We start from the raw sequence: 19981 nt of genomic DNA on the forward strand, positions 1-19981 counted from the left end.
GGAACTGTTCCATTCATGGAGTGACGCCGATGTCTCATCAGCCAACGCGTATCGTCAAGGCCGAACAGGCCGTCAACCTCACACCGACCACCACCACGCCCGCCGTGCCCAGGCCCAGCCATCCCGGAAAGCTTCCGGGAGCGGGGGCGGACATCCATCAGCAGTTTTCCGAACTGGACAAGAGCATCGCCCGCCGCATTGGCGACCTGCGCACGATCGACACGCGCATCGAGGAACGGCTCACGACCCTCAATCGCGTCGAAGCCACCGTGCGCAATCTCTCCAAGGCGCTGGGCACGCAGATTTCCCAGCTTCAGCCCGGCCCCGAACAGTTCGCCGCCATTCGCAAACAGCTTGATGAGCAGATCGAGCAGGCCGTCGACGTCGCCCGAACGCAGGCGTCCGATCTGATCAATCCCGTCGACGATCGTCTGGCCGCGCTGCGCGATGCCGAGGTCCGTCTCGCCGAGCATCTCGAATCCTTCGATGATCAGATCCGCCAGCGCGTCGAGCCGATTCAGCACACGCTCACGCAGGCCCTCTCGCAGGTCCGCGAGAAGGTGACGGCCGTGACCGCCCCGCTTCATGCGCAGGTCGAATCGCAGGTCGCCGAGTTCCGCGCCCGCTGCGCCCGCGCCGCCGAGGAAACCGCGACGATTCTGACCAGTCAGCTTCCCGATCTCAAGCACGAAGGCGAGCAGCTCGTCCGTCAGCTCCGCGATCAGATTCAGCAGCAGGTGAGCAAGGCCATCGAACGCGCCAGCGCCAGTCTGACGCCCATCGACGAGCGCAATCAGCAGCGCCTCGCCGAGCACGTCGCCGCCGCTCAGGCCAAGACCGAAGCGCTCTTCGATCAGGTCCAGTCCGCCATCCACGAGCGCATCGAAGCCCTCTCCGGCAAGGCCGACGCCATCTCCACCACCGCCCAGCGCCGCATCGATCAGCAGCTTTCGGACACGACCAGCCGGATCGACAAGCGGCTCAGCGAAGCCGAGCAGCGCATCGACACGCGCCTCGATGAGGCGGAGCAGCGGATCGACGTGGCGATCGCGCCGGTGCACGCCAAGCTCGACGCCGCCCGCGGCGAAGCCGAAAAACTCCACGCCGGCGTGGCGCAACAGGCCGACGCGACCCTCGCCCGCGCCCGCGCCGCCGCCGAGGAGGTCGCCCAGTCCCTCGCCGCCCAGCTTGAGGCGTTCCGCAAGCAGACCGAGTCGATGACCGACACCGCCAATCACCAGCTTCAGACCGCCCTCGAAAAAGCCAAGCGCGACGCGCAGGAAATCAATCAGCCCATCAAGCAGCTTCTCGATCGGTTCCGTGATGAAAGCGAGGCCGTCGCCGCGAAGATCGAATCGCGTCTGTCGGAGCAGCTTGAGAAGGCCGCCCGCCGGGCGGACGATTTGGATGCACCGTTCATGCAGAAAATGGCGGCGCTGCGTCAGCAGGCCGACGAAGCCGCCGCCGGCGCGACGCGCCTTCTTGAGCAGCGCCTCGACGAAGCCCGCACTGAAGTCAATGACCTGTCGCGCTCGATGACCGAGCGCCTTGAAGAGGTTGCCGAGCAGTCCAATACCGCCATCGCCGCTTCCGAGCACCGCTGGCGTCAGCAGGTCCGCGAGGCCGATGCCGATCTGGCGAAGGCGGCGCAGCGCCTGGCCAATCAGGCCGATCACGTCCGCTACCGCGTCGACGAAGCCGTCGATGCCGCCGATCTGCACCTTCAGCAGCGCCTCGAAACCGTCACGTCGCAGGCCCAGTCGATCGACGAGCAGACCGGCCGGCGGATCGAGCAGCTTAAGGAACATGCCCAGGAAGTCGTGCGCGAATTGTCGGGCGAAATCGACGGACATGTCGAAGACGCCGCGCGCCGGGCTTCCGCGGCCGTCGCGCCGTCCTTCGAGCAGATCGAACATCTGCGCGATCAGGTCCGCTCAGTCGTCGAGTCGGCGACGCACAAGGTCAACGCGATCACGCAGCCGGTCGACCGGTTGATCGGCGAAGCCGCCGAGCGCTCCGCCGCGGCTCAGCGGGCGATGGAGCAGCAGCTTGAGCGCGTGACGCGCGAGGCCGAGCAGCGGGCGCAGACGATCGCCCAGCCGCTGCGCGACGCCGTCGACAGCTCACGCGATCAGGCCGCCGAAGCGGTGCGCGTGATGAACCGTCAGCTTGAGCAGGCCGACGACGAGGCCGCCCAGCGCACGCAGGCCGTCGCCGCCGCGATGCGTCATACGCTCGAAACCGCCGAGTCTCAGGCCGGCGAGATCACGCAGCGGGTGCATCAGCGCGTCGAGGAAACCGCCCGTGCGGCGATCGAGAAGACCGACGCCGCCTGCGGGAAACTTGCGCAGCTTGCGGACAAGACCGAAGCGCGGGCGAATGAAGCCGCCGACGCGATGGCGCGTCATCTGGAGACGGCGACGCGCGAAGCGGCCGGCCGCGCCGAAGCCATCGCCCAGCCGTTTACGAAGATGATCTCCGAAGCGCAGTCGAAGCTCGACGCCGCCGCCCGCACGGCAGGCGAGCAGGTCGATCGACTGACCGCGCAGACCCAAGAACGCCTCGAATCCCTCGCCGCCCCGCTGCATCAGATCGTCGCCGACGCCGGCCAGCGGACGCGCGACGCCGTCAGCGCCGCCGAGCGCCAGCTCGACGGCCTCGAGCTTGACGCACAGGCGCGGGCCGAGTCGCTGACCAAGCCCTTCGCCGCCAAACTCGCCGGCTTCGAATCCGACGCGGCGGCGGCGGCGCATCAGATGGCCGAGCAGCTTCGCGAAACGATCCGCCAGACCGCCGACCATGTCGATCAGACCGTCGCGCATGCCGAGTCGTGCGTCGAGCAGGCCCAGCGCCGCACCGACGCCTTCGCCGACCGGGCGAAGGAGATCGCCGGCGCGATCGGCGGGCAGATCGACGACGCCTCCGCCCGCGCCCGCACGGTCGCCGGCGAGATCGACAAGCATGTCCAAACCGCCGCGCAGCGTGCGACGCAGCAGGCGGCGGCGCTCGATGAACCCTTCGCCGCCAAGCTCGCCGAGCTGCGCGAGCGCGGCCGAGTGGCCCAGCAGGAACTGGCCCGCCAGCTTGAAGAGCAGCTTGCCGCCGCACGCGATCGCGCCGCCGCCATGGACGGCCCGATCGAGGCGACGCTCGAGAAATTCGAGCGCGAAGCCGACCAGCTCGGCCGGCAGATCGAATCGCGACTCGCTCAGGGACTCGAAGCGGCGCAGCGTCATGCGCTGCACATCGATCGCCCCGTCACCGAGCGCCTCGCCGCGCTTCAGGACAAGGCCGGTCACCTCGCCGAGTCGATCGACGCCGAAATCAGCCGTTCGCTCCAGCGGGCGGAGGGCGAAGCCGACGCGCTCAAGCAGCCGTTCGCCGATCGTCTGGCCGCGCATCGCCGGGACGCCGAGGCGCTGTCGTCGCAGATCGATGAGCGGCTTTCGCAGCAGATCGCGCACGCCAACGCGGTGTGTGACGAACTGGCCGAGCCGTTTGAACGGCGACTGGCCCAGTTCGAGCACGAGGCGGCGACGCTGCGGCAGTCGATGGAGCAGACGCTCAACGAGGCGTCCGATCATGCCCATCATGCCGCGGATTCGATCGACGAGCCGCTGCGTCAGAAGATCACGGCCTGCCGCGAACTGCTCGCCGGCTACCAGCGCGACGTCGCCGAGGCCGCCGATACGCTCCATCAGCGGATGCGTCAGCGCATGACGACGATCGACGGCGAAACGACCGAATTCACCGAGGAAATCGCCCGGAAGATGCACGAGCGCGTCGAGGCGTTCAAGCACGAGGCGATCGAGCGGATGAACCCCGTCGAAATCGAAATCGAGCAGCGGCAGGCCCGCCATCAGCAGCGCGTCAGCGAGATGCTCGGGCACATCGCTTCGCAGCTCAAGCAGCAGTACGACGCGTTCGGATCGCAGCTTGAAAGCGATGCGGGGGCGAACTGCGAACGACTCGCCCAGATGAGCGAGCGGTTTGACGAACGTGTGCATGCGGCGTTCGCGCAGGTCGAAAAGATGGTGACCGTCCGGCTGCATCAGATCGCCGCCGACGCCGAGGCGTCGATCGCACCGGCGCTGGCCCGGCTCGATTCCCGCCGGCGCGATGCGCAGGAGCAGGCGGGCGACGTGCTGAGGGAACTGGGTCAGACGATCAGCGCCCGGCTCTCGGAGCTGCGCGACAGCGGCGAGTCGATGATCGATCAGGTGGAGCAGCAGCTTTCGCGTCGGATCGGCGCGATGGGTCCGCAGGCGGCGGCGACGATGAGCCAGGCCGAGCAGGCGATGCGCGAGCGGCTCGCCGAACTGCACGAGCAGATCGCCCGCTCGATCGCCGTCAGCGAAGAGCAGCTTGCCGCGAAGCTCGAATCGCTGCGTCCGCAGACGCGGGCGGCGATCGCCGGGGCGGAGCAGCAGATTGCCGAGCATTTGAATCAGTTGCAGACGCGCATCGAGTCCGCCGCGGCGCCTCTGCAGCAGCGCCTGGCCCTCCGCTTCGATGAATTGTCGCAGCGGGGGCAGAGCGTGGTCGATGCGTCGATGAAGAAGATCGAGGCGGCCCGGGCGAAGATCGCCGCGCTGGCCGACGCGACCGGCGCGGATGTGAAGGATCCGATGCAGGTGTTTGCCGAACTCAACCGCATGCTCGGCGAGGCGCGTCAGGTGACGCGCGAACTGGCGGACGCGGTGCGGACCGCTCGGGCCAATGGCAATGCGTCACCGGAGGGCGAAACGTCCCCCTTCCATCTGACGCACCCGGCGGTGAAAAACACGCGAGCGGCGTGAATCAGGGATCGGGGATCGAGCGTTGGGCTTCGGCGGTTCAGGGTTCAGACAGGAGAAAACGGCATCGCGCCGGCGGGGCTCCCGTAGTGGAGATTCCGCGCAGGATGGAACAGTTCCCCAACATTCCATCTTCATCTGAACCCTGAACCCCCGGAATCCGACCCCCGGAATCCGATCCCCGGAATCCGACCCCCGGAATCCGATCCCCGACCCCCGATCCCCAAATCACGTCGACTGCCGCACGATCAACTTCGGCTTGATCGTCACGCGACGCGACTCGCCCTTCTTCTTGCCCTCTTCGATCCCCCCGATGAGCAGATCGAGCGCGGCGGCGGCGTACAGGTCGTGCTGCTGATCGATCGTCGTCAGCCCCGGCTCGATCACGTCCGCGATCTCCAGATTGTCATACCCCACCAGCGCCACATCCCCCGGCACCTTGAACCCGCGGCTCTTGAGCTTCTGCATCAGCCGCACCGCCCATTCATCATTCGGCGCCACGATCGCATCCGCCTTCTTCCCCACGATCAACTTGTCGATCACATCGTCAAGCACCTCCTGCGAAGGCGTCTGCGACGTGTGCCGACCTTCCCAGATCATGCCCTCATCGAGCGTGACGCCCGCCGCGGCGTAACCTTCCGTGAACCCCGCGCGGCGGTAGTCGCACAGCTCATCGTCCAGGTTCCACAGCACCAGCCCCGGCCGCTTGCGCCCGCGCTCAAACAGATGCGCCATCGCCTGACGGATCGCGTCGGTCGTGTCCACGCGCACGACGCTCGCGCCTTCGTAGACCGGTCGGCCGTGAAACACGACGTGCTCCACGCCGTCGAACAACGGCGCCACCGCCTTGTCCCGACCGCGCATCAGATCGAACAGGCAGATCACGCCATCGACGCCCCGGCCCTCAAAGTCCTCCAAGTACTCCCCGACGCCGGCCGGGTCGGCGTGGACCTGACCGATGACGAGCCGATACCCGCGAGCGCTCGCCGCCCGCTCCAGCGCGGAAAGGCGGTTGTACATGACGGGCATGTGCATCGTGTCCAGGATCACGCCGAGCATCTTCGTCCGCCCGCCGCGAAGCTGCTGCGCGATCCGGTTGGGCCGGTAGTTGAGCTTGCGGGCGATGTCCAGCACGCGCCGCCGCGTCTCCTCGCTGACGCGCACGTTCGACCCCCCGCTCCGGTTGAGCACCTGTCCCACCGCCACGCGCGAAACCCCCGCCGCCTGCGCCACGTCGATCAGTCTCACCGTCTTGCGATTTTGCGATTTCATGATTCGTCAGCCCTGGAGTAAGATAAGCCCCCATTATAGCGGAACTCGTCCTTCATGTCCTACCCCGGCCCGTTCGTCGATTTACAGATCAATGGCTACGCCGGCGTCGATTTCAACGCCGACGACCTCCGCCCCGATGACTTCGACCGCGCCTGCGCCGCTCTCGAAGCCCATCATGTTCAATCCTTTTTCCCCACGATCATCACCGACGCCCCCGATCGCATGGCCGCCCGACTCGCCCGCCTCGTCGACCTCCGCGACCGCTCGCCCATCGCGCAAAAACTCGTCCCCGGTCTGCACATCGAAGGCCCCTTCCTCAATCCCGCGCCCGGCTTCATCGGCGCTCACCCCGCTCAGCACGCCCAGCCCGCGAACCTCGACACGATCAAGCGCCTCCTGGAATCCGCCCGCGGACTCGCCAAGCTCGTCACACTCGCCCCCGAGTGCGATCCCAATCTGACCGTGACGCGCTATCTCGCTTCGCACAACATCCGCATCGCCGCCGGTCACACCGATGCGTCCCTCGATCAGCTTCGCGCCGCCATCGACGCCGGCCTGTCGATCTTCACACACCTGGGCAACGGCTGCCCCGCCCAGCTCCCGCGCCATGACAACATCATCCAGCGCGTCCTCCACCTCGCCGACCGACTTTACATCACGCTCATCGCCGATGGTCATCACCTTCCGACTTTCGTCCTCGAAAACTTCCTCCGCATGATCCCCCCCGACCGCGCGATCATCGTCACCGACGCCATCGCCGCCGCCTCCCTCGGCCCCGGCCGCTACACCCTCGCCTCCCAATCCGTCCAAATCGACGACGACGGCGTCCCCCGCTCCCCCGACCGCTCCCACTTCATCGGCTCCGCCGCCACCATGCCCCGCATGGCCCACCTCCTCGCCACGCAACTCCACCTCCCCGACGAACGCATCCGACAACTCATGCATACCAACCCCCGCGCCGCCCTCGCCCTCTGACCCCCGCCCTTGAGGGCGGGGGCTGGGGGCGGGTGAAGCGCATCAGTCGAAGCGCGCCACGTTTTGTGACCCATCCAGACTGATACGATTCACCCCCTCCCAACCTCCCCCTCGCGGGGGAGGGGTCAAAGACCCCGAAGCCCACGCTCTTTGAGCGTGGGACTCCCCACAAGCGTTATCATGTCCCCATGACCCGTCGCCCGCAGATCGCGCTGCTTGTCGAGACTTCCAACGCCTACGCGCGCGGGCTGCTGCACGGCATCGTCCGTTACATCCGCGAGCATCGGCCGTGGTCGATTCATCTGCCCGAACTCGGTCGCGGGGATCGCCCGCCGTCGTGGTTTGAGGGGTGGTCGGGGCATGGCATCATCGCCCGCATCGAAAATCGCCGCATCGCGCAGGCGGTGTTGCGATCCGGCCTGCCCGCGGTCGATGTCAGCGCCGCCCGGCTCGTGCCGCAGTTGCCGTGGGTCGAAACGAATGATCAGAAAATCGCGCGCCTCGCTGCCGATCATCTGCTCGAGCGCGGGTTCAAGCACTTCGCCTTCTGCGGCGATGATCGCTTCAACTGGTCGCGCTGGCGCTGCGAGCATTTTGTCGAGTGCATCAAAAACGCCGGTGGAACCTGCGATGTGCACACCATCGACGTGGACGCCGCGCCCAAACAGCAGGACGCCGCGCTGGCGCGCTGGATGCGGCGCTTACCCAAACCCGTCGGCGTCATGGCGTGCTTTGACATTCGGGGTCAGCAGGTACTCGACGCCTGCCGCCGGCTCGGCGTCGCCGTGCCCGATGAAGTCGCCGTCGTCGGCGTCGACAATGACGAACTGCTCTGCGATCTGGCCGACCCGCCGCTTTCGAGCGTGATCCCCGATGCCCATCGCACCGGTTACGCCGCCGCGTCATTGCTCGATCGCATGATGTCCGGCTCAAAGGTCAAGGCCGAGGCGACGCTCATCGACCCCGTCGGCCTCGTGACGCGCCAATCGACGGACGTGTTGGCCATCGACGACCGCGACGTGTCCGCCGCCGTACGATACATCCGCGAGCACGCCTGCGAAGGCATCGGCGTCAACGATGTGCTCGCCGCCGTGCCATTGTCGCGTCGCGTGCTGGAGGCACGGTTCAAAAAACTCGTCGGCCGCACGCCGCATGAGCAGATTCTCCGCACCCAGCTAGCCCGCGTGCAGGAACTCTTGCGCGAGACGAACCTCCCCCTGACCACCATCGCCGACCGCGCCGGCTTCAAACACGCCGAGTACCTGTCCGTCGTCTTCAAAAAACACCTGGGCGTGCCCCCCAGCCAATACCGCGCCCAATCCGGCCGATAGAGCGGATTCACAAATCAAATCGCGTTCTCAACGAGCCGCGACCGTGAGGGAGCGGTCAAGGAACGTGATTGGACGCGGGCTCGACCGCTTGCTGACGCGCGCGGCTCGTTGAAGACGCGCGGCTAAGCATCTCTTGAAACCGCTCACTCCGCTGGCGGCTAAGCAGCATCCCAATGGAAACTGGAAAATGACCAATGGCAAATGATTGTCCATTGCCGCGTCACGTTCCGACTGCTATCATTCCGATATCACCCCTGATGGAGGCCCCTCATGTCGGACCTGTTGATCCGTGATGTGGACGATCGGGCGCTGGCGCGGCTCAAGAAGCGGGCTGAGCGCAACGGACGCTCGCTTCAGAAGGAAGTCAAGCTGATGATCGAGCAGGCGGCGGGCGCGGATGCGGAGGCGACGCACCAGATGCTCGACCGGTGGAAGAAGACGTTCGCCGGCCGCAAGCTCGCCTCCAGCGCCAAACTGCTGCGCGAGGATCGCGCCCGGTGAGCGCGTTCGTGATGGACGCCAGCGTCATCGCCGCGGCGCTCTTCGACGAGACGCACGCCGACCGGGCCCGAGCGCTGCTGACCCGCGGCTCCGAGTTGTTCGTCCTCGATCTGCTGCACGCTGAGCTGGGCAATGTCATCTGGAAGCGCTTCTCCCGCCGCGAAATCGATGCGACCGAGGCGACGGACCTGCTGGCGGACGTGCTCCGCCTGCCGCTGATCGTCCTGCCGTCGATGGAGTTGATCGCGTCCGCCTTGCAGATCGCGCTTCGCACACGGCGGACGGTATACGACTGCCTCTACCTCGCCGCGGCCCTTCATCAGAAGGCGGTGCTGGTCACGGTCGATAAACGGCTCGTCAACGCTCTGGCGTCCACGCCGCTGGCGAACCACATCCGGCATCTCAGCGCGGCGGAGTGAGCAAGGCATCCGATCGCCGCGCACGCGCTGTCTTTACCCCCTCTCCCTCCGGGAGAGGGCTGGGGTGAGGGTGCGCTCAATCACCAACCGCTTCCGTTACGAAACGCGCCATACTTCGGGGCAACCCTCACCCTGACCCTCTCCCGGAGGGAGAGGGGATCGGAGGGTCTGGCAATCAATACCGGCCGCATCCGTTAGAATCTTCATCGCCCGCGAAGATCGTCTTCGCGGCGGCGTGATCCGTCACCCTGTCCATAAAGAAGCCCGCCATGAAAACCCGCCAAGCGCTGCTCTTCGTGTGTCTGATGTCGCTGCCCGCGTTCGCCGCCGACTTGCCGCCGGTGCCGGCGGAGTCGATCGCGGTAAAGAAGGAATTGCTTTTTGAGGATGATTTTTCGAGTGCGACGCCGAAGCCGCAGTGGCACAAAGTGGTGCCGACGTTTGAGTTTGTGGACGGCGTTTTGAAAGGCACGCAGACGCGCGATCAGAACATTCCGGCCGCGGACGGGAAGCCCGAAGTGAAGGCCCACCCGGCGGTGCACGGGCTTTCGATTCCCACCAAGGACAGCGTCGTCGAAGTCCGCATGAAGTTCGACGGGGCGACGAACATGGACGTCGAATTCGACGACCGCAACTACACCGGCTCGCACTACGGGCATCTTTGCCGGGCGCAGGTGACGCTCACCGGCGTGCGCATCCTCGACGAACGCGACGGGACGCAGAACGAAGAGATCAAGGCGATGCGCGAAGACCCGAGCAAGAAGGCGGAAGTCGCCAAGCGCATGGCGGGCAAGATCGCGGTGTATCCGATGAAGCTCGATCCGGAAAAATGGCACACGGTCGTCGTCGAAACCGTCGGCCAAACGATGCGCGTCACAGTCGACGGCACGCCCGCCGCGGTGCTGACCAGTTCGGGCATCGGGCATCCGACCAAGTCGAAAATCGAAGTCGGCGTCTCCGGCAAGTCAGGGCTGTTCGACGACATCAAGGTCTGGAACGCGGAGCCGGTGAAGTAACTCGGCCTCGCGCGGAGATGGGGCAGTTTGCGTCCCGCTTAAAGTTGATGTGGGGTTATGGGTTTGCGTGGAAGGGCGCATGATCGTTGCGCGAATCGCGCACGGGCGTGGCAAAAGCGCGCATGGGGATGGCAAGGGTGTTTGTAAGTGGAGTGATGGAGCGCATCGGATTGACGTTTGGCTTCATGACTGTGCGCACGGGCGCGCCCGTGCGCGCGGGGATGTGCCGTAAATCCGGGTTGTTGATGAGGAAAACGGGGGGCAGGCGGGGTGGTGGAGCATCGGGGGCGCGAGCGCGCCGGTGCGCGGAATGGGCAATGGGGGGACACGCCCCGCTGAAGCGGGGCGTGCCGGAGGGGGCGCGGGGGATGCGGGGTGGGGGTTATTCGGGGGTGAGGAGGATGTGGACGGTGACGATGAGGTTTTGGGGGACTTTGTCGAGTTCGGGGCCTTTGGCGGTCCACTTGTAGGTGGCGGTGAGGAGGGGGCCGTCGATGTTGTCGTAGCCGGTCGCTTTGGCGAATCGGACGTGGATGACTTTGCCGGCCTTGTCGAAGGTCAGGACGAGGTCGGGGTTTGCGGGGATGGAGGAATGGAGGGCGACGGGGCTGAAGCGAGGGGCGACGGTGTTGATCTGGATGCCGTGTCGGGCGATGACGGCGCCGGGGCGGACGACGAGGTTTTCGATGCGTGAGACGGGCGGGGCTTCACGTTCGTCCTTGGGGGCGTTGGTGGGTTTGGGTTCGTCGCTGGGTTGGGGTGCGGGGGGTGTGGGGGTCAAGGTCGGGGCGGGGGAAGGGGCCGCTTCGCGGCTCCCGCTAAGGGGGTCGAGCATGGGTTTGGGGTCGGACTGCGGGGCGGCGTCGGCGGTTTTCGCGACGGTGTCGACGGGTTTGTCGGGCTGGGGTTTTTCATCGGGGGCGTCGGGGACGCCGCGCGGTGCCGGCGTTGCGGGGCGCGGGAGGCCGGGACCATCGAGTTTCATGGAGCGATCGGTGGGATCGGACTTCACATCGGGGGCGATGGGCGGGGTCTTGCGCTGGGCGATGTCGGAGATGGGAGCGTCGATGGGCGTGGGCAGGACGGGGTTGACGCCGGTCGGGGGCTTGATGGCGGGGGTGAGCAAGGCGACTTGGCGGGCGGGTTCGCCGGCGATCGGGGGGGCATCGACGGATTTGTCGGCGGGCGAGGCGTCGGTGATCGGATGATGCATGTCGGGCTTGTCACCGGCGGCGGCGATGGCGCTCGGCGGCGAGGGCTGGGTCATCTTCGAGGTCGGCTCGGGCTTGGCGACGGGCTTGGCATCGGGCAGACCACGCGGGGGCGCGGCGGGGTTTTCGGCGACTTGGAGGGGCTTGATGGGACGGGCGGGCGTATCGGGCGTTTGGGCCGCTTCGCGGCTACCGCTAAGGGGGGCGGCGGCATCGGGGGCGGGCGTCGACTTGGGCTGCTGCGGTGCGGCGACCTGCTGCGGCGACGGCGGTGCGGCGGCGACGGTCTGGGGCTGCTTGGGCGCCGGCTTGGGCATCGGCGGCGTCGGATCCAGCGGGGCCTGCTCGATCTTCGGGTCCGGCGTCACCGCCGACTGCACCGCCGGTTGATCGAACTTCTCGCGCTGGCCCTGAAGCTTGCGGAAGTCGTCGTAGCTGATCCAGTTGATGGCGACGGGCGAGATGTCCGTCTGCCCCACTTCGATCTCCTTGTCGGGGCTGACCCAGACGAACTGGCCGGTGCGCCGATTGTTCGTCTTGTCACTCTCGCTGAGGAGGTCATCGGGGTCGACGACGAGCGCGACCTGGTGTTCGCCCGGCTTGTCGAGCGTCACTTTCTGCGTGAACTGGACGCTCTGCCCTGCGGTGAGCGGGCCGGGGATGTGTCCGGTGGCGATGCGCTGACCGTCGATGACGATCGCCACATCGAGCCCGTCGGCGATCGTCCCGCTGAACAGGGTGATGCGGCCGTTGACCGTCGCCGGCTTGCCCGCCACACGCGGATCCGGCACCGCCAATCCCGTCACACCTGCATCCGGATCGAGCGGCTCACCCGGTCGCGACGGCAGCGACGGCGATGGGGCGGACGGCTTTTTCTCGATGGGCTTGGGCGGTTCGGGCGGCTTGGGGTCGGCCTTGGGCTTGGCCGGCTCGGGCTTGGGCTTTTCCTCGACCTTGGGCTTGTCCAACTGCTGCTGATAATGCGCAAACGCCCACGCCCCGCCCAGATGCACCACGACGGCGACGAGCAGGCCCACAAGCAGCGGGAGGATGGAAGAGCGATGAACCATCGGACTTTGATTATGGTAGGAGTGCTGCGCCGCGAGCGGCTTGATGCCTCAAATCATCGGGAAATCAGGGCTTTTTCTCGGGTTGGCCGACGATGTAGAAGTCCTTGAGCCCCAGCGAGCGGAGCGTATCAATAAGGTTCACCAGCGCCGGCCCGCGATCGACCGACCCCGGTCGCGCATCGAGCGCCAAAAACAGCGTCGGCGGATTGGGCTGCTTGGCCATCTCGGCGAGCCGGGCCCGCAGCGCTTCGTAGTCGAGCTTGTCGCGATTGAAGAAAAAGTCGCCGGAGGCGTCCACGCTGATGGCGGCGATCTTCGTGCCTTCCGCGACCTGCCCGCTGGCCAGACTCGGCAGCTTCACCGGCACGACCTGCGCCCGCACCGTGAGCACCAAGCTGTAAATGAAAAACGTCAGCAGCAAAAAGATGACGTCCAAAAGCGGCGTCATCTCCATCCGCGGTTCAAGCGATGCACTGGGGGCGTATCGGCGCATGGGGGAATTATAACCGAGGGCGAAAGAAAGATGGGCCACGAAGGCGCGAAGACGCGAAGGAAAACAAGAAGGATGTCGCGGCGGATGGCTCAATCGCATATTTCAACGCGCTGGTCCTCCTTCGCGTCTTCGCGCCTTCGTGGCCCATCCCCCTTCATTCAAAGCATGGACTTGTGCCGACCGATGCTATAATGGTCTGAACAAATGGGCGTCATCGCCCGTAAGAACCATGCGGTTTGGCCGCAGGAGCGAATGAATATGGGCATCGAACTTTCCGAAACCGCCGCTCGCGAGATCAAGAACATCTGCGTCCAGCAGAAGCTCGAAGCGGAAAAAGTCTACCTCCGCGTCGGCGTCAAGGGCGGCGGGTGCAGCGGGTTCTCGTACCTTCTGGACCTGACCGAGCAGACCAACGAAACCGACGAACACTTCGACCGTCACGGCGTGCAGGTCGTCTGCGACCCCAAGAGCTATCTGTACCTCAACGGCACCGAGATCGACTTCAAAGACGAAATCATGGGCCGCGGTTTCGTTTTCAAGAACCCCAACGCCACGACCACGTGCGGCTGCGGGTCATCGTTCTCCGCCTGAACTGCACTTTGATGAAATCGAACCTCACGCTCGGCGATACACGTCGCCGAGTTTTTTCTTACCCCCCTCCCTTTCAGGGAGGGGTTGGGGGAGTGTTTGACCACCGATCGTCCGTGTCAGCATCGCGTCAGTTATCGGTCAGAAAATCGTCCCGATTGGTCAGGGCCGATGCGGCGGCTAACATGGTGGGCTGTGATGGACGGGCCGGTGGGAACCGGGTCCATGTGAGGGAGTCTTCGTTTTGAGCAACATTCTGATCACCGGCGGCGCGGGCTTTATCGGTTCGCATCTGACGCGGCATCTTCTGTCGCAGGGTCATCGCGTGCATCTGCTGGACAACCTCTCGACCGGCCGGCGGGCCAACGTCGCCCCCCTGCTCAATGACCAATGCACGCTTCAGGTTCAGTCCGTCGGCGAGGCGTTTGAGCATCTGGCGTGGCTCCGCGAATTCGATGTGATCTATCACCTTGCGGCGGCGGTGGGCGTACAGCTTATCGTCGACGACCCGGTCCGCACGATCGAGACGAACGTGCTCGAAACCGCCCGCGTTCTTCAGGGCGCCGCGGCCTTCGGCATCCCCGTGCTCATCACCTCCAGTTCCGAAGTTTACGGCAAGAGCGCCAAGGTCCCCTTCTCCGAAGACGACGATGTGACTTATGGGGCCACGATCTACAGCCGCTGGTCCTACGCCGCCACCAAGGCGCTGGACGAATATCTGGGGCTCGCCTACGCCAAGGAATACGGGCTGGGCGTGGTGATCGTGCGGCTTTTCAACACGGTCGGGCCGGGCCAGCTCGGGCAATACGGCATGGTTTTGCCGCGATTTATCGAATGGGCGATTGATAACAAGCCGATAGACATCTACGGCGACGGGAGACAGAGCCGATGCTTCAGCCACGTGCAGGACGTGGTCGAGGCATTCCCGAAGCTGCTGGCGGAGCCGGCCTGTCACGGTCGGGTCTACAATCTCGGATCGGACCAGGAAGTCACGATCGACGCCCTGGCGGATCGGGTGATCGCGCTGACCGGCTCGACCGCGGGCAAGCGTTACATCCCCTACGAGAAAGCGTACGGGCAGGCCTTCGATGATTTGCGTCGTCGCGTGCCGGACCTGAAGCGTATCCGCGAAGCGATCGGCTTTGAGCCCCGCAGGAAACTGGACCAGATACTTACCGAGTGGATCGAGCAGGCCCGCCATGCCCGCCGCTGAAGCAGCCAAACAGATCACCTTCACCGTCGACCAGGTGCTCTCGCCCTACGTCTTCGTGTTCATCCTCGCATGGGCCGTCGCCTTCATCGCCACGCCGATCATGCGCGTCCTCGCCCTGCGCAACGGCATCGTCGACTGGCCCGACATGAAGCGCAAACAGCACCGCGAACCCGTCGCCTATCTCGGCGGCGTGGCGGTGTTCCTCGGTTGGGCCGCCGGCACGCTGCTCTCGTTTTACATCACCCCGCACACCTCGACCCCCGCCCTGACTTTCTCCAGCGTCTCGTTCCCGATGTCCATCATCCTCGGCGCCCTGCTCATCGCCATCATGGGGCTGCTCGACGACGTGTTCGGCGTCAGCCCGTTCATGAAACTCGGCGGGCAGATCGTCGCGGCGGGCATGCTCGCCGTGCAGGACGTGGGCACCAAGCTCGCCGGCGGACTGCTCGCGTCGCTGGGCGACACCTTCAACTTCGACCCGACGCACATCCCCGGCTACGGGCAGATCATCTATTGGGGCGGGGCGATCCTCGTCATGATGTTCGTCGTCAGCGGTTGCAACGCCGCCAATCTCATGGACGGACTCGACGGTCTGGCCGGCGGCATCATCGCCATCGTCGCCGCCGGGTTCACGTTCATCTCCGTCGCACTGGCCATGGGCGTCTACGGCAACGGCGGCATGTACTCGATGCTCTACGATCCCGTCCGCGTCGTCATGTGCCTGGCCCTCCTCGGCGCGGTCCTCGGGTTCCTCCCCTACAACTTCCACCCCGCGAGCATCTTCATGGGCGACACCGGGTCGATGCTGCTGGGCTACCTGTGCGTGAGCATCATGCTCCTGTTCGCCGAGAACGGGGACTCGCGGCTGGTCATGGCCGCCCTGATCGTCTTCGCCGTGCCGATCATTGATACGGCCATGGCGATCGTCCGCCGAAAATCGCGCGGCCAGCCGATCTTCTCCGCCGACAATTACCACCTGCACCATCAGCTCATCCGCTCCGGCTTCACCGTGCGGCAGTCGGTGGTGATCCTGTACCTGATGGCCCTGTGCTTCGGCACGCTCGGCTGCACGCTGATCTTCACGCGTCTGCGTTACGTCGTGGCCATCTTCCTCGTCGTCCTCGGGTTCATCGTCGTCATCGCCTACAAGGTCGCCGTGCGCCAGTACGCCTCCGTCAAGGCCGAGGAAGCCAGCCGCGCCGCCGCCGCTGCGGCCGCCGCGCCCGACGCCCCCCCCGCCGTCACTTCCACCGCCGCCGAATCCGCTCCGCCCCTCAAGACCGGCGAGTCCAACGCCTCCTGAAATGAAAATCGGAGCGACACGCGTCGCTCCGAGGTAAGTCCGCTCCGTTGCATCCCCCCTTAAACCTCAAACACCAGCACTTCCGAATCCTTGACGGCCTCGATCGTCACGTGATCTTCATCGACCGCGCCGGCTCCGTCGCCGCTCGAAAGCGAGTCGCCGTTGACCTTCACCGAGCCGCGCACGACATGGACCCACACGCGGCGACCATCAGGCGTCGGCAGCGAGACCGATTTGCCCGGGTCGATGATCGAAGCGTAAATCGCCGCGTCCTGCCCGATCGTCATCGAGTCGTCGCGCCCGTCGCCGCTGACCAGCGCCCGCAGGCGATTGTGTTTTTCGGCCGCGGGGTAGTTCCGCTGGTCATAGCGCGGCCGATCACCCCGCAGACGCGGATAGATCCAGATTTGCAGCAGATGCACCTCGTCGTCCTTCGACGGGTTGAACTCGCTGTGCGTCACGCCCGAGCCGGCGCTCATCATCTGCACATCCCCCGCCTTGATGACCGACCCGTTGCCCATCGAGTCGCGATGCTCGAGTTGGCCGGCGAGCACATAGGTGATGATCTCCATGTCGTGATGCGGGTGCGTCGGGAACCCGGCGCCGGGGGCGACGCGGTCGTCGTTGATGACGCGAAGCGTGCCCCAGTGCATATGGTTCGGGTCGTGCCACTCACCGAAACTGAACGAATGAAAGCTGTCGAGCCAGCCGATTTTCGTCCGGCCGCGTTGATTGGATTTGGTGGTCTGGATCATTGTGTTCGGGCCTTTCGTGTATAATTTTTCCTGTTCTTCCTACTAATTGATGAGTTTTCATGTCACACAGTTACAAGCATCAGATTCTCCAGCACGTCAAACACCGTGCGTACCAACCGCAGAGCTTCAAGGCCCTCGCGGACCAGCTCGGCGTCGCCGATCAGGATCGCGACGCATTCAAGGCCGCGCTCGATGAACTGGTTTCCGAAAATCAGGTGATCCTCGGCTCGGCGGGCACGATCGCGCTGCCGCCGCCGGGGCGCACCATGACGGGGCGCTTCCGCCTCAACCAGCGCGGATTCGGTTTCGTCATTCCCGATACGCCCAACGCGCATGGCGATCTGTTCGTCCCCGCCGGCGCGACCAATGGCGCCCTGACCGGCGACATGGTCCGGGCCGACGTCCGACGCCGCGGCGGTTTCGGCGGGGGCTCCGGCGGCGGCAAATCCCCCTACATCGGCGTCATCGTCGAAATCCTCAAACGCGGCGAGTCGCACTTCGTCGGCACGCTTCAGCGCAAAGGCAACACGTTCCTCGTCATCGTCGACGGCACGGCCCTGGCGCAGCCCGTCGTCGTGCGCGACCCCGGCGCCAAGCACGCCGCCGTCGGCGACAAGGTCGTCATCGAACTGACGCGCTACCCCGAGGACAACGCCCTGCCCGAAGGCGTCATCACCGAAGTGATCGGCAAGACCGGCGAAGCCGATGTCGAAACCGTCGCCGTCTGCCGCGCCTATGACCTGGCGGAGCATTTCCCCGACAAAGTCATCGACAACGCCCGGCAGGTCGTGAACCGGTACAACAACAACCCCGAGTCGTTTTTCGAAAATCGCACCGACCTGCGCGACACGTACATCATCACCATCGACCCGCCCACCGCGCAGGATTTCGACGACGCGATCAGCATCAGCCGGACGGACAATGGGTGGGAACTGGGCGTGCATATCGCTGACGTCGCCGCCTTCGTGACGCCCGGTTCGGCCCTCGACGAAGAAGCGTATCAGCGCGGCAACTCGACGTATCTGCCGCAGCGCGTCGTGCCCATGCTCCCCGAAGTCCTCAGCAACGGGCTGTGCAGTCTTCAGCCCAACGTCCCGCGACTCGCCCGCAGCGTGTTCATCACGTATGACGACGACGGCTACCCGCAGTCCAGCCGCTTCGCCCGCTCCGTCATTCACTCGGCCCATCGCCTCACCTACATCGAAGCCCAGGCGCTCATCGACGGCGATCAAAAGCTCGCGCGCGAGCACGCCAAGTATGATGCGCCGTACACCGCCGAGCTGATCGAGGCGCTTTCGAAGATGAATGAGCTGTCGCAGATCATCCGCGCCCGGCGCATGAAGCAGGGCATGATCGTGCTGGCCCTGCCGGAAGTCGAGCTTGTCTACGGTGAGGACGGCCACGTCAAAGACGCCCAGCCCGAGGACGATTCGTACACGCACAAGCTCATCGAAGCGTTCATGGTCGAGGCCAACGAAGCCGTCGCCCGCGTGTTCGCCGATCTGAATGTCCCGCTCATTCGCCGCATTCACCCCGAGCCGGGCGCGCATGACATCACCGAGCTGCGGACCTTCGCCCGTGTCGCCGGGTTCGACATTCCGATGCGGCCGACCCGCAAAGACCTTCAGCGACTTCTCGAAGCGACGCGTGACACGCCCGCCGCTCGAGCCGTCCACTTCGCCGTGCTCCGCACGCTCACCAAGGCCGAGTACACCCCCGATCTGATCGGCCACTTCGCTCTCGCCTCCGAGCATTACACGCACTTCACCAGTCCGATTCGGCGATATCCCGATCTGACCGTGCACCGGGCGCTGGATGTGCTCACGCAGAAGCTCGACGAAGTCGGCCGCGTCCCCCGTTCGCCTCAGAAGCGCAAACGCCTGAGCAATCAGCTTCGCTCCGACGAGCGCGTGCCCGACGCTGACTGGCTGAGGCAGATGGGCAACCACTGCTCCGCCACCGAGCGCAACAGCGAAGCAGCCGAGCGCGAGCTGCGCACGCTGCTCGTCCTGCATCTGCTCGAAAAGCACATCGGCGACGAATTCGCCAGCACTGTCACCGGCGCGACGAACTTCGGCGTCTTCTGCCAGATCGACAAGTATCTCGTCGAAGGACTCATCCGCACCGACGCCCTGCCCGGCGCGCCCGCCGAACGATGGCAGCTCAATCCATACACCGGCTCGCTCGTGGCTCAGCGCTCCGGCCGCGCCATCGCCATCGGCGACCAGTACCGCGTGCGCGTCATGGGCGTCGATCTGGCCAAGCGCGAATTGAACCTCATGCTGCTCGACACGCCCTCCGGTCGGGCCGCCGCCGCGCCCGTGTCGCCCTTCCGCAAACGCCGCAAGGAGAAAGCCAAGCATTCCCCCGCCCGCCCCGCCGCTCACAAGCCGCGCCGATCCAAAAAGAGAAGAAGATGAACGCCCACGTCCTGGAGTTGCTCAACCGCTATGAAGCGTACGATGCGCGCGAGCGCCATCACTTTCGCCGCATGATCAAGCTCGCGCAGGACGCCGCCGACCCCTTCAGCCGAAAGCTCTTTGAGCCCGGCCACTTCACCGCCAGCGCCTTCATCGTCTCGCCCGACGCCCGGTCGCTTCTGTTGATTCTTCACAGCAAACTCCATCGCTGGCTCCAGCCCGGCGGGCACATCGACGCCGCCGACACGAACATCCTCGAGGCCGCCCGCCGTGAAACCCGCGAGGAAACCGGCGTCGTCGATATGGACGCCGTCCCCCTCAATCGTGTGCAGCTTTTCGATCTGGACATTCACCCCATCCCCGCCAATCCCAAAAAGGATGAACCGGCCCACGAGCACTTCGACCTCCGCTTCCTCTTCCGCGCCAAAACCACTGAACTGGTCGCCGCCGACGATGCGCACGACGCCCGCTGGGTCGACCTGCGTCAAATCACCCAAGAGTTCACCGACGCCTCCGTGATGCGCGCCCTGGAAAAGCTTCGCCGCCTGCGCTTATGAATCGGCACAGATTAGCGATGCCGCTTCTTGCCGTGAGCATGTCGAACGGGCGGCGTGCTCT

General features: G+C 65.5%; 15 protein-coding genes and 1 pseudogene. 11 read left to right on the forward strand and 5 right to left on the reverse strand.

The window, feature by feature from the left end; genetic code table 11:
• Window positions 1-29 precede the first annotated feature (29 nt).
• Entirely contained in the window at window positions 30-4799 is a 4770-nt protein-coding gene (locus GC162_01725; GenBank protein MBI1367353.1) for a hypothetical protein, read from the forward strand.
• 225 nt (window positions 4800-5024) lie between these two features.
• Here GC162_01725 and GC162_01730 read toward each other — a convergent pair whose 3' ends face one another.
• Window positions 5025-6068: a LacI family DNA-binding transcriptional regulator gene (locus GC162_01730; protein MBI1367354.1), complete on the reverse strand. Its 1044-nt coding sequence runs from the start codon at window positions 6066-6068 to the stop codon at window positions 5025-5027.
• 54 nt (window positions 6069-6122) lie between these two features.
• Between GC162_01730 and GC162_01735 the strand changes: the two genes are divergently transcribed.
• The 5 genes from GC162_01735 to GC162_01755 all read left to right on the forward strand — a co-directional run bounded on the left by GC162_01735 (window position 6123) and on the right by GC162_01755 (window position 10310).
• Window positions 6123-7043, forward strand: coding sequence for an N-acetylglucosamine-6-phosphate deacetylase (locus GC162_01735; GenBank protein MBI1367355.1), 921 nt, complete (start codon window positions 6123-6125; stop codon window positions 7041-7043).
• Between the two features lie 188 nt (window positions 7044-7231).
• Complete coding sequence (locus GC162_01740) at window positions 7232-8374, forward strand: helix-turn-helix domain-containing protein (GenBank protein ID MBI1367356.1); 1143 nt, start codon at window positions 7232-7234, stop codon at window positions 8372-8374.
• A gap of 270 nt (window positions 8375-8644) precedes the next feature.
• Window positions 8645-8875, forward strand: a complete 231-nt coding sequence (locus GC162_01745) for a hypothetical protein (GenBank protein MBI1367357.1) — start codon at window positions 8645-8647, stop codon at window positions 8873-8875.
• Window positions 8872-9294 (forward strand): PIN domain-containing protein, encoded by a 423-nt coding sequence (locus GC162_01750; protein MBI1367358.1) that lies wholly within the window; start codon window positions 8872-8874, stop codon window positions 9292-9294. Before GC162_01745 ends, GC162_01750 begins: the two co-directional genes overlap by 4 nt.
• Window positions 9295-9563: 269 nt before the next feature.
• Complete coding sequence (locus GC162_01755) at window positions 9564-10310, forward strand: hypothetical protein (protein ID MBI1367359.1); 747 nt, start codon at window positions 9564-9566, stop codon at window positions 10308-10310.
• 382 nt (window positions 10311-10692) lie between these two features.
• Here GC162_01755 and GC162_01760 read toward each other — a convergent pair whose 3' ends face one another.
• Window positions 10693-12591, reverse strand: coding sequence for a hypothetical protein (locus GC162_01760; protein MBI1367360.1), 1899 nt, complete (start codon window positions 12589-12591; stop codon window positions 10693-10695).
• Window positions 12592-12655: 64 nt separating this feature from the next.
• Window positions 12656-13183, reverse strand: a complete 528-nt coding sequence (locus tag GC162_01765; protein ID MBI1367361.1) for a hypothetical protein — start codon at window positions 13181-13183, stop codon at window positions 12656-12658.
• Window positions 13184-13342: 159 nt separating this feature from the next.
• On the opposite strand from GC162_01765, the gene erpA reads away from it, so the two are divergent.
• The 3 genes from erpA (at window position 13343) to GC162_01780 (ending at window position 16188) form a co-directional block, all read left to right on the forward strand.
• A complete protein-coding gene (gene erpA, locus GC162_01770; GenBank protein MBI1367362.1) occupies window positions 13343-13675 on the forward strand; it encodes an iron-sulfur cluster insertion protein ErpA in 333 nt (110 codons plus the stop codon).
• 250 nt (window positions 13676-13925) lie between these two features.
• Complete coding sequence (locus tag GC162_01775; GenBank protein ID MBI1367363.1) at window positions 13926-14885, forward strand: NAD-dependent epimerase/dehydratase family protein; 960 nt, start codon at window positions 13926-13928, stop codon at window positions 14883-14885.
• A complete protein-coding gene (locus GC162_01780; GenBank protein ID MBI1367364.1) occupies window positions 14872-16188 on the forward strand; it encodes a hypothetical protein in 1317 nt (438 codons plus the stop codon). Before GC162_01775 ends, GC162_01780 begins: the two co-directional genes overlap by 14 nt.
• Window positions 16189-16247: 59 nt before the next feature.
• On the opposite strand, the gene GC162_01785 is transcribed toward GC162_01780, so the two are convergent.
• Both GC162_01785 and GC162_01790 read right to left on the reverse strand, forming a co-directional pair.
• Window positions 16248-16475, reverse strand: a complete 228-nt coding sequence (locus tag GC162_01785) for a hypothetical protein (protein ID MBI1367365.1) — start codon at window positions 16473-16475, stop codon at window positions 16248-16250.
• A pseudogene (locus tag GC162_01790) lies at window positions 16472-16943 on the reverse strand (pirin family protein). Before GC162_01790 ends, GC162_01785 begins: the two are co-directional and overlap by 4 nt.
• Window positions 16944-17002: 59 nt before the next feature.
• Between GC162_01790 and rnr the strand changes: the two are divergent.
• Window positions 17003-19363, forward strand: a complete 2361-nt coding sequence (rnr, locus tag GC162_01795; GenBank protein ID MBI1367366.1) for a ribonuclease R — start codon at window positions 17003-17005, stop codon at window positions 19361-19363.
• Complete coding sequence (locus tag GC162_01800; GenBank protein MBI1367367.1) at window positions 19360-19920, forward strand: NUDIX domain-containing protein; 561 nt, start codon at window positions 19360-19362, stop codon at window positions 19918-19920. The genes rnr and GC162_01800 overlap by 4 nt, the downstream gene beginning before the upstream one ends.
• Window positions 19921-19981: the final 61 nt, after the last annotated feature.

The sequence above is a fragment of the Planctomycetota bacterium genome, from assembly GCA_016125255.1.
Lineage (GTDB): Bacteria > Planctomycetota > Phycisphaerae > Phycisphaerales > Zrk34 > RI-421.

Coding starts and splice junctions, on each gene's coding strand:
- GC162_01730 (MBI1367354.1), bottom strand. CDS start 6,068: ATGAAATCGCAAAATCGCAAGACGGTGAGACTGATCGACGTGGCGCAG.
- GC162_01785 (MBI1367365.1), bottom strand. CDS start 16,475: ATGACGATCGGGCAGGACGCGGCGATTTACGCTTCGATCATCGACCCG.
- GC162_01735 (MBI1367355.1), top strand. CDS start 6,123: ATGTCCTACCCCGGCCCGTTCGTCGATTTACAGATCAATGGCTACGCC.
- GC162_01755 (MBI1367359.1), top strand. CDS start 9,564: ATGAAAACCCGCCAAGCGCTGCTCTTCGTGTGTCTGATGTCGCTGCCC.
- GC162_01760 (MBI1367360.1), bottom strand. CDS start 12,591: ATGGTTCATCGCTCTTCCATCCTCCCGCTGCTTGTGGGCCTGCTCGTC.
- GC162_01765 (MBI1367361.1), bottom strand. CDS start 13,183: ATGCGATTGAGCCATCCGCCGCGACATCCTTCTTGTTTTCCTTCGCGT.
- GC162_01800 (MBI1367367.1), top strand. CDS start 19,360: ATGAACGCCCACGTCCTGGAGTTGCTCAACCGCTATGAAGCGTACGAT.
- GC162_01740 (MBI1367356.1), top strand. CDS start 7,232: ATGACCCGTCGCCCGCAGATCGCGCTGCTTGTCGAGACTTCCAACGCC.
- rnr (MBI1367366.1), top strand. CDS start 17,003: ATGTCACACAGTTACAAGCATCAGATTCTCCAGCACGTCAAACACCGT.
- GC162_01780 (MBI1367364.1), top strand. CDS start 14,872: ATGCCCGCCGCTGAAGCAGCCAAACAGATCACCTTCACCGTCGACCAG.
- erpA (MBI1367362.1), top strand. CDS start 13,343: ATGGGCATCGAACTTTCCGAAACCGCCGCTCGCGAGATCAAGAACATC.
- GC162_01725 (MBI1367353.1), top strand. CDS start 30: ATGTCTCATCAGCCAACGCGTATCGTCAAGGCCGAACAGGCCGTCAAC.
- GC162_01745 (MBI1367357.1), top strand. CDS start 8,645: ATGTCGGACCTGTTGATCCGTGATGTGGACGATCGGGCGCTGGCGCGG.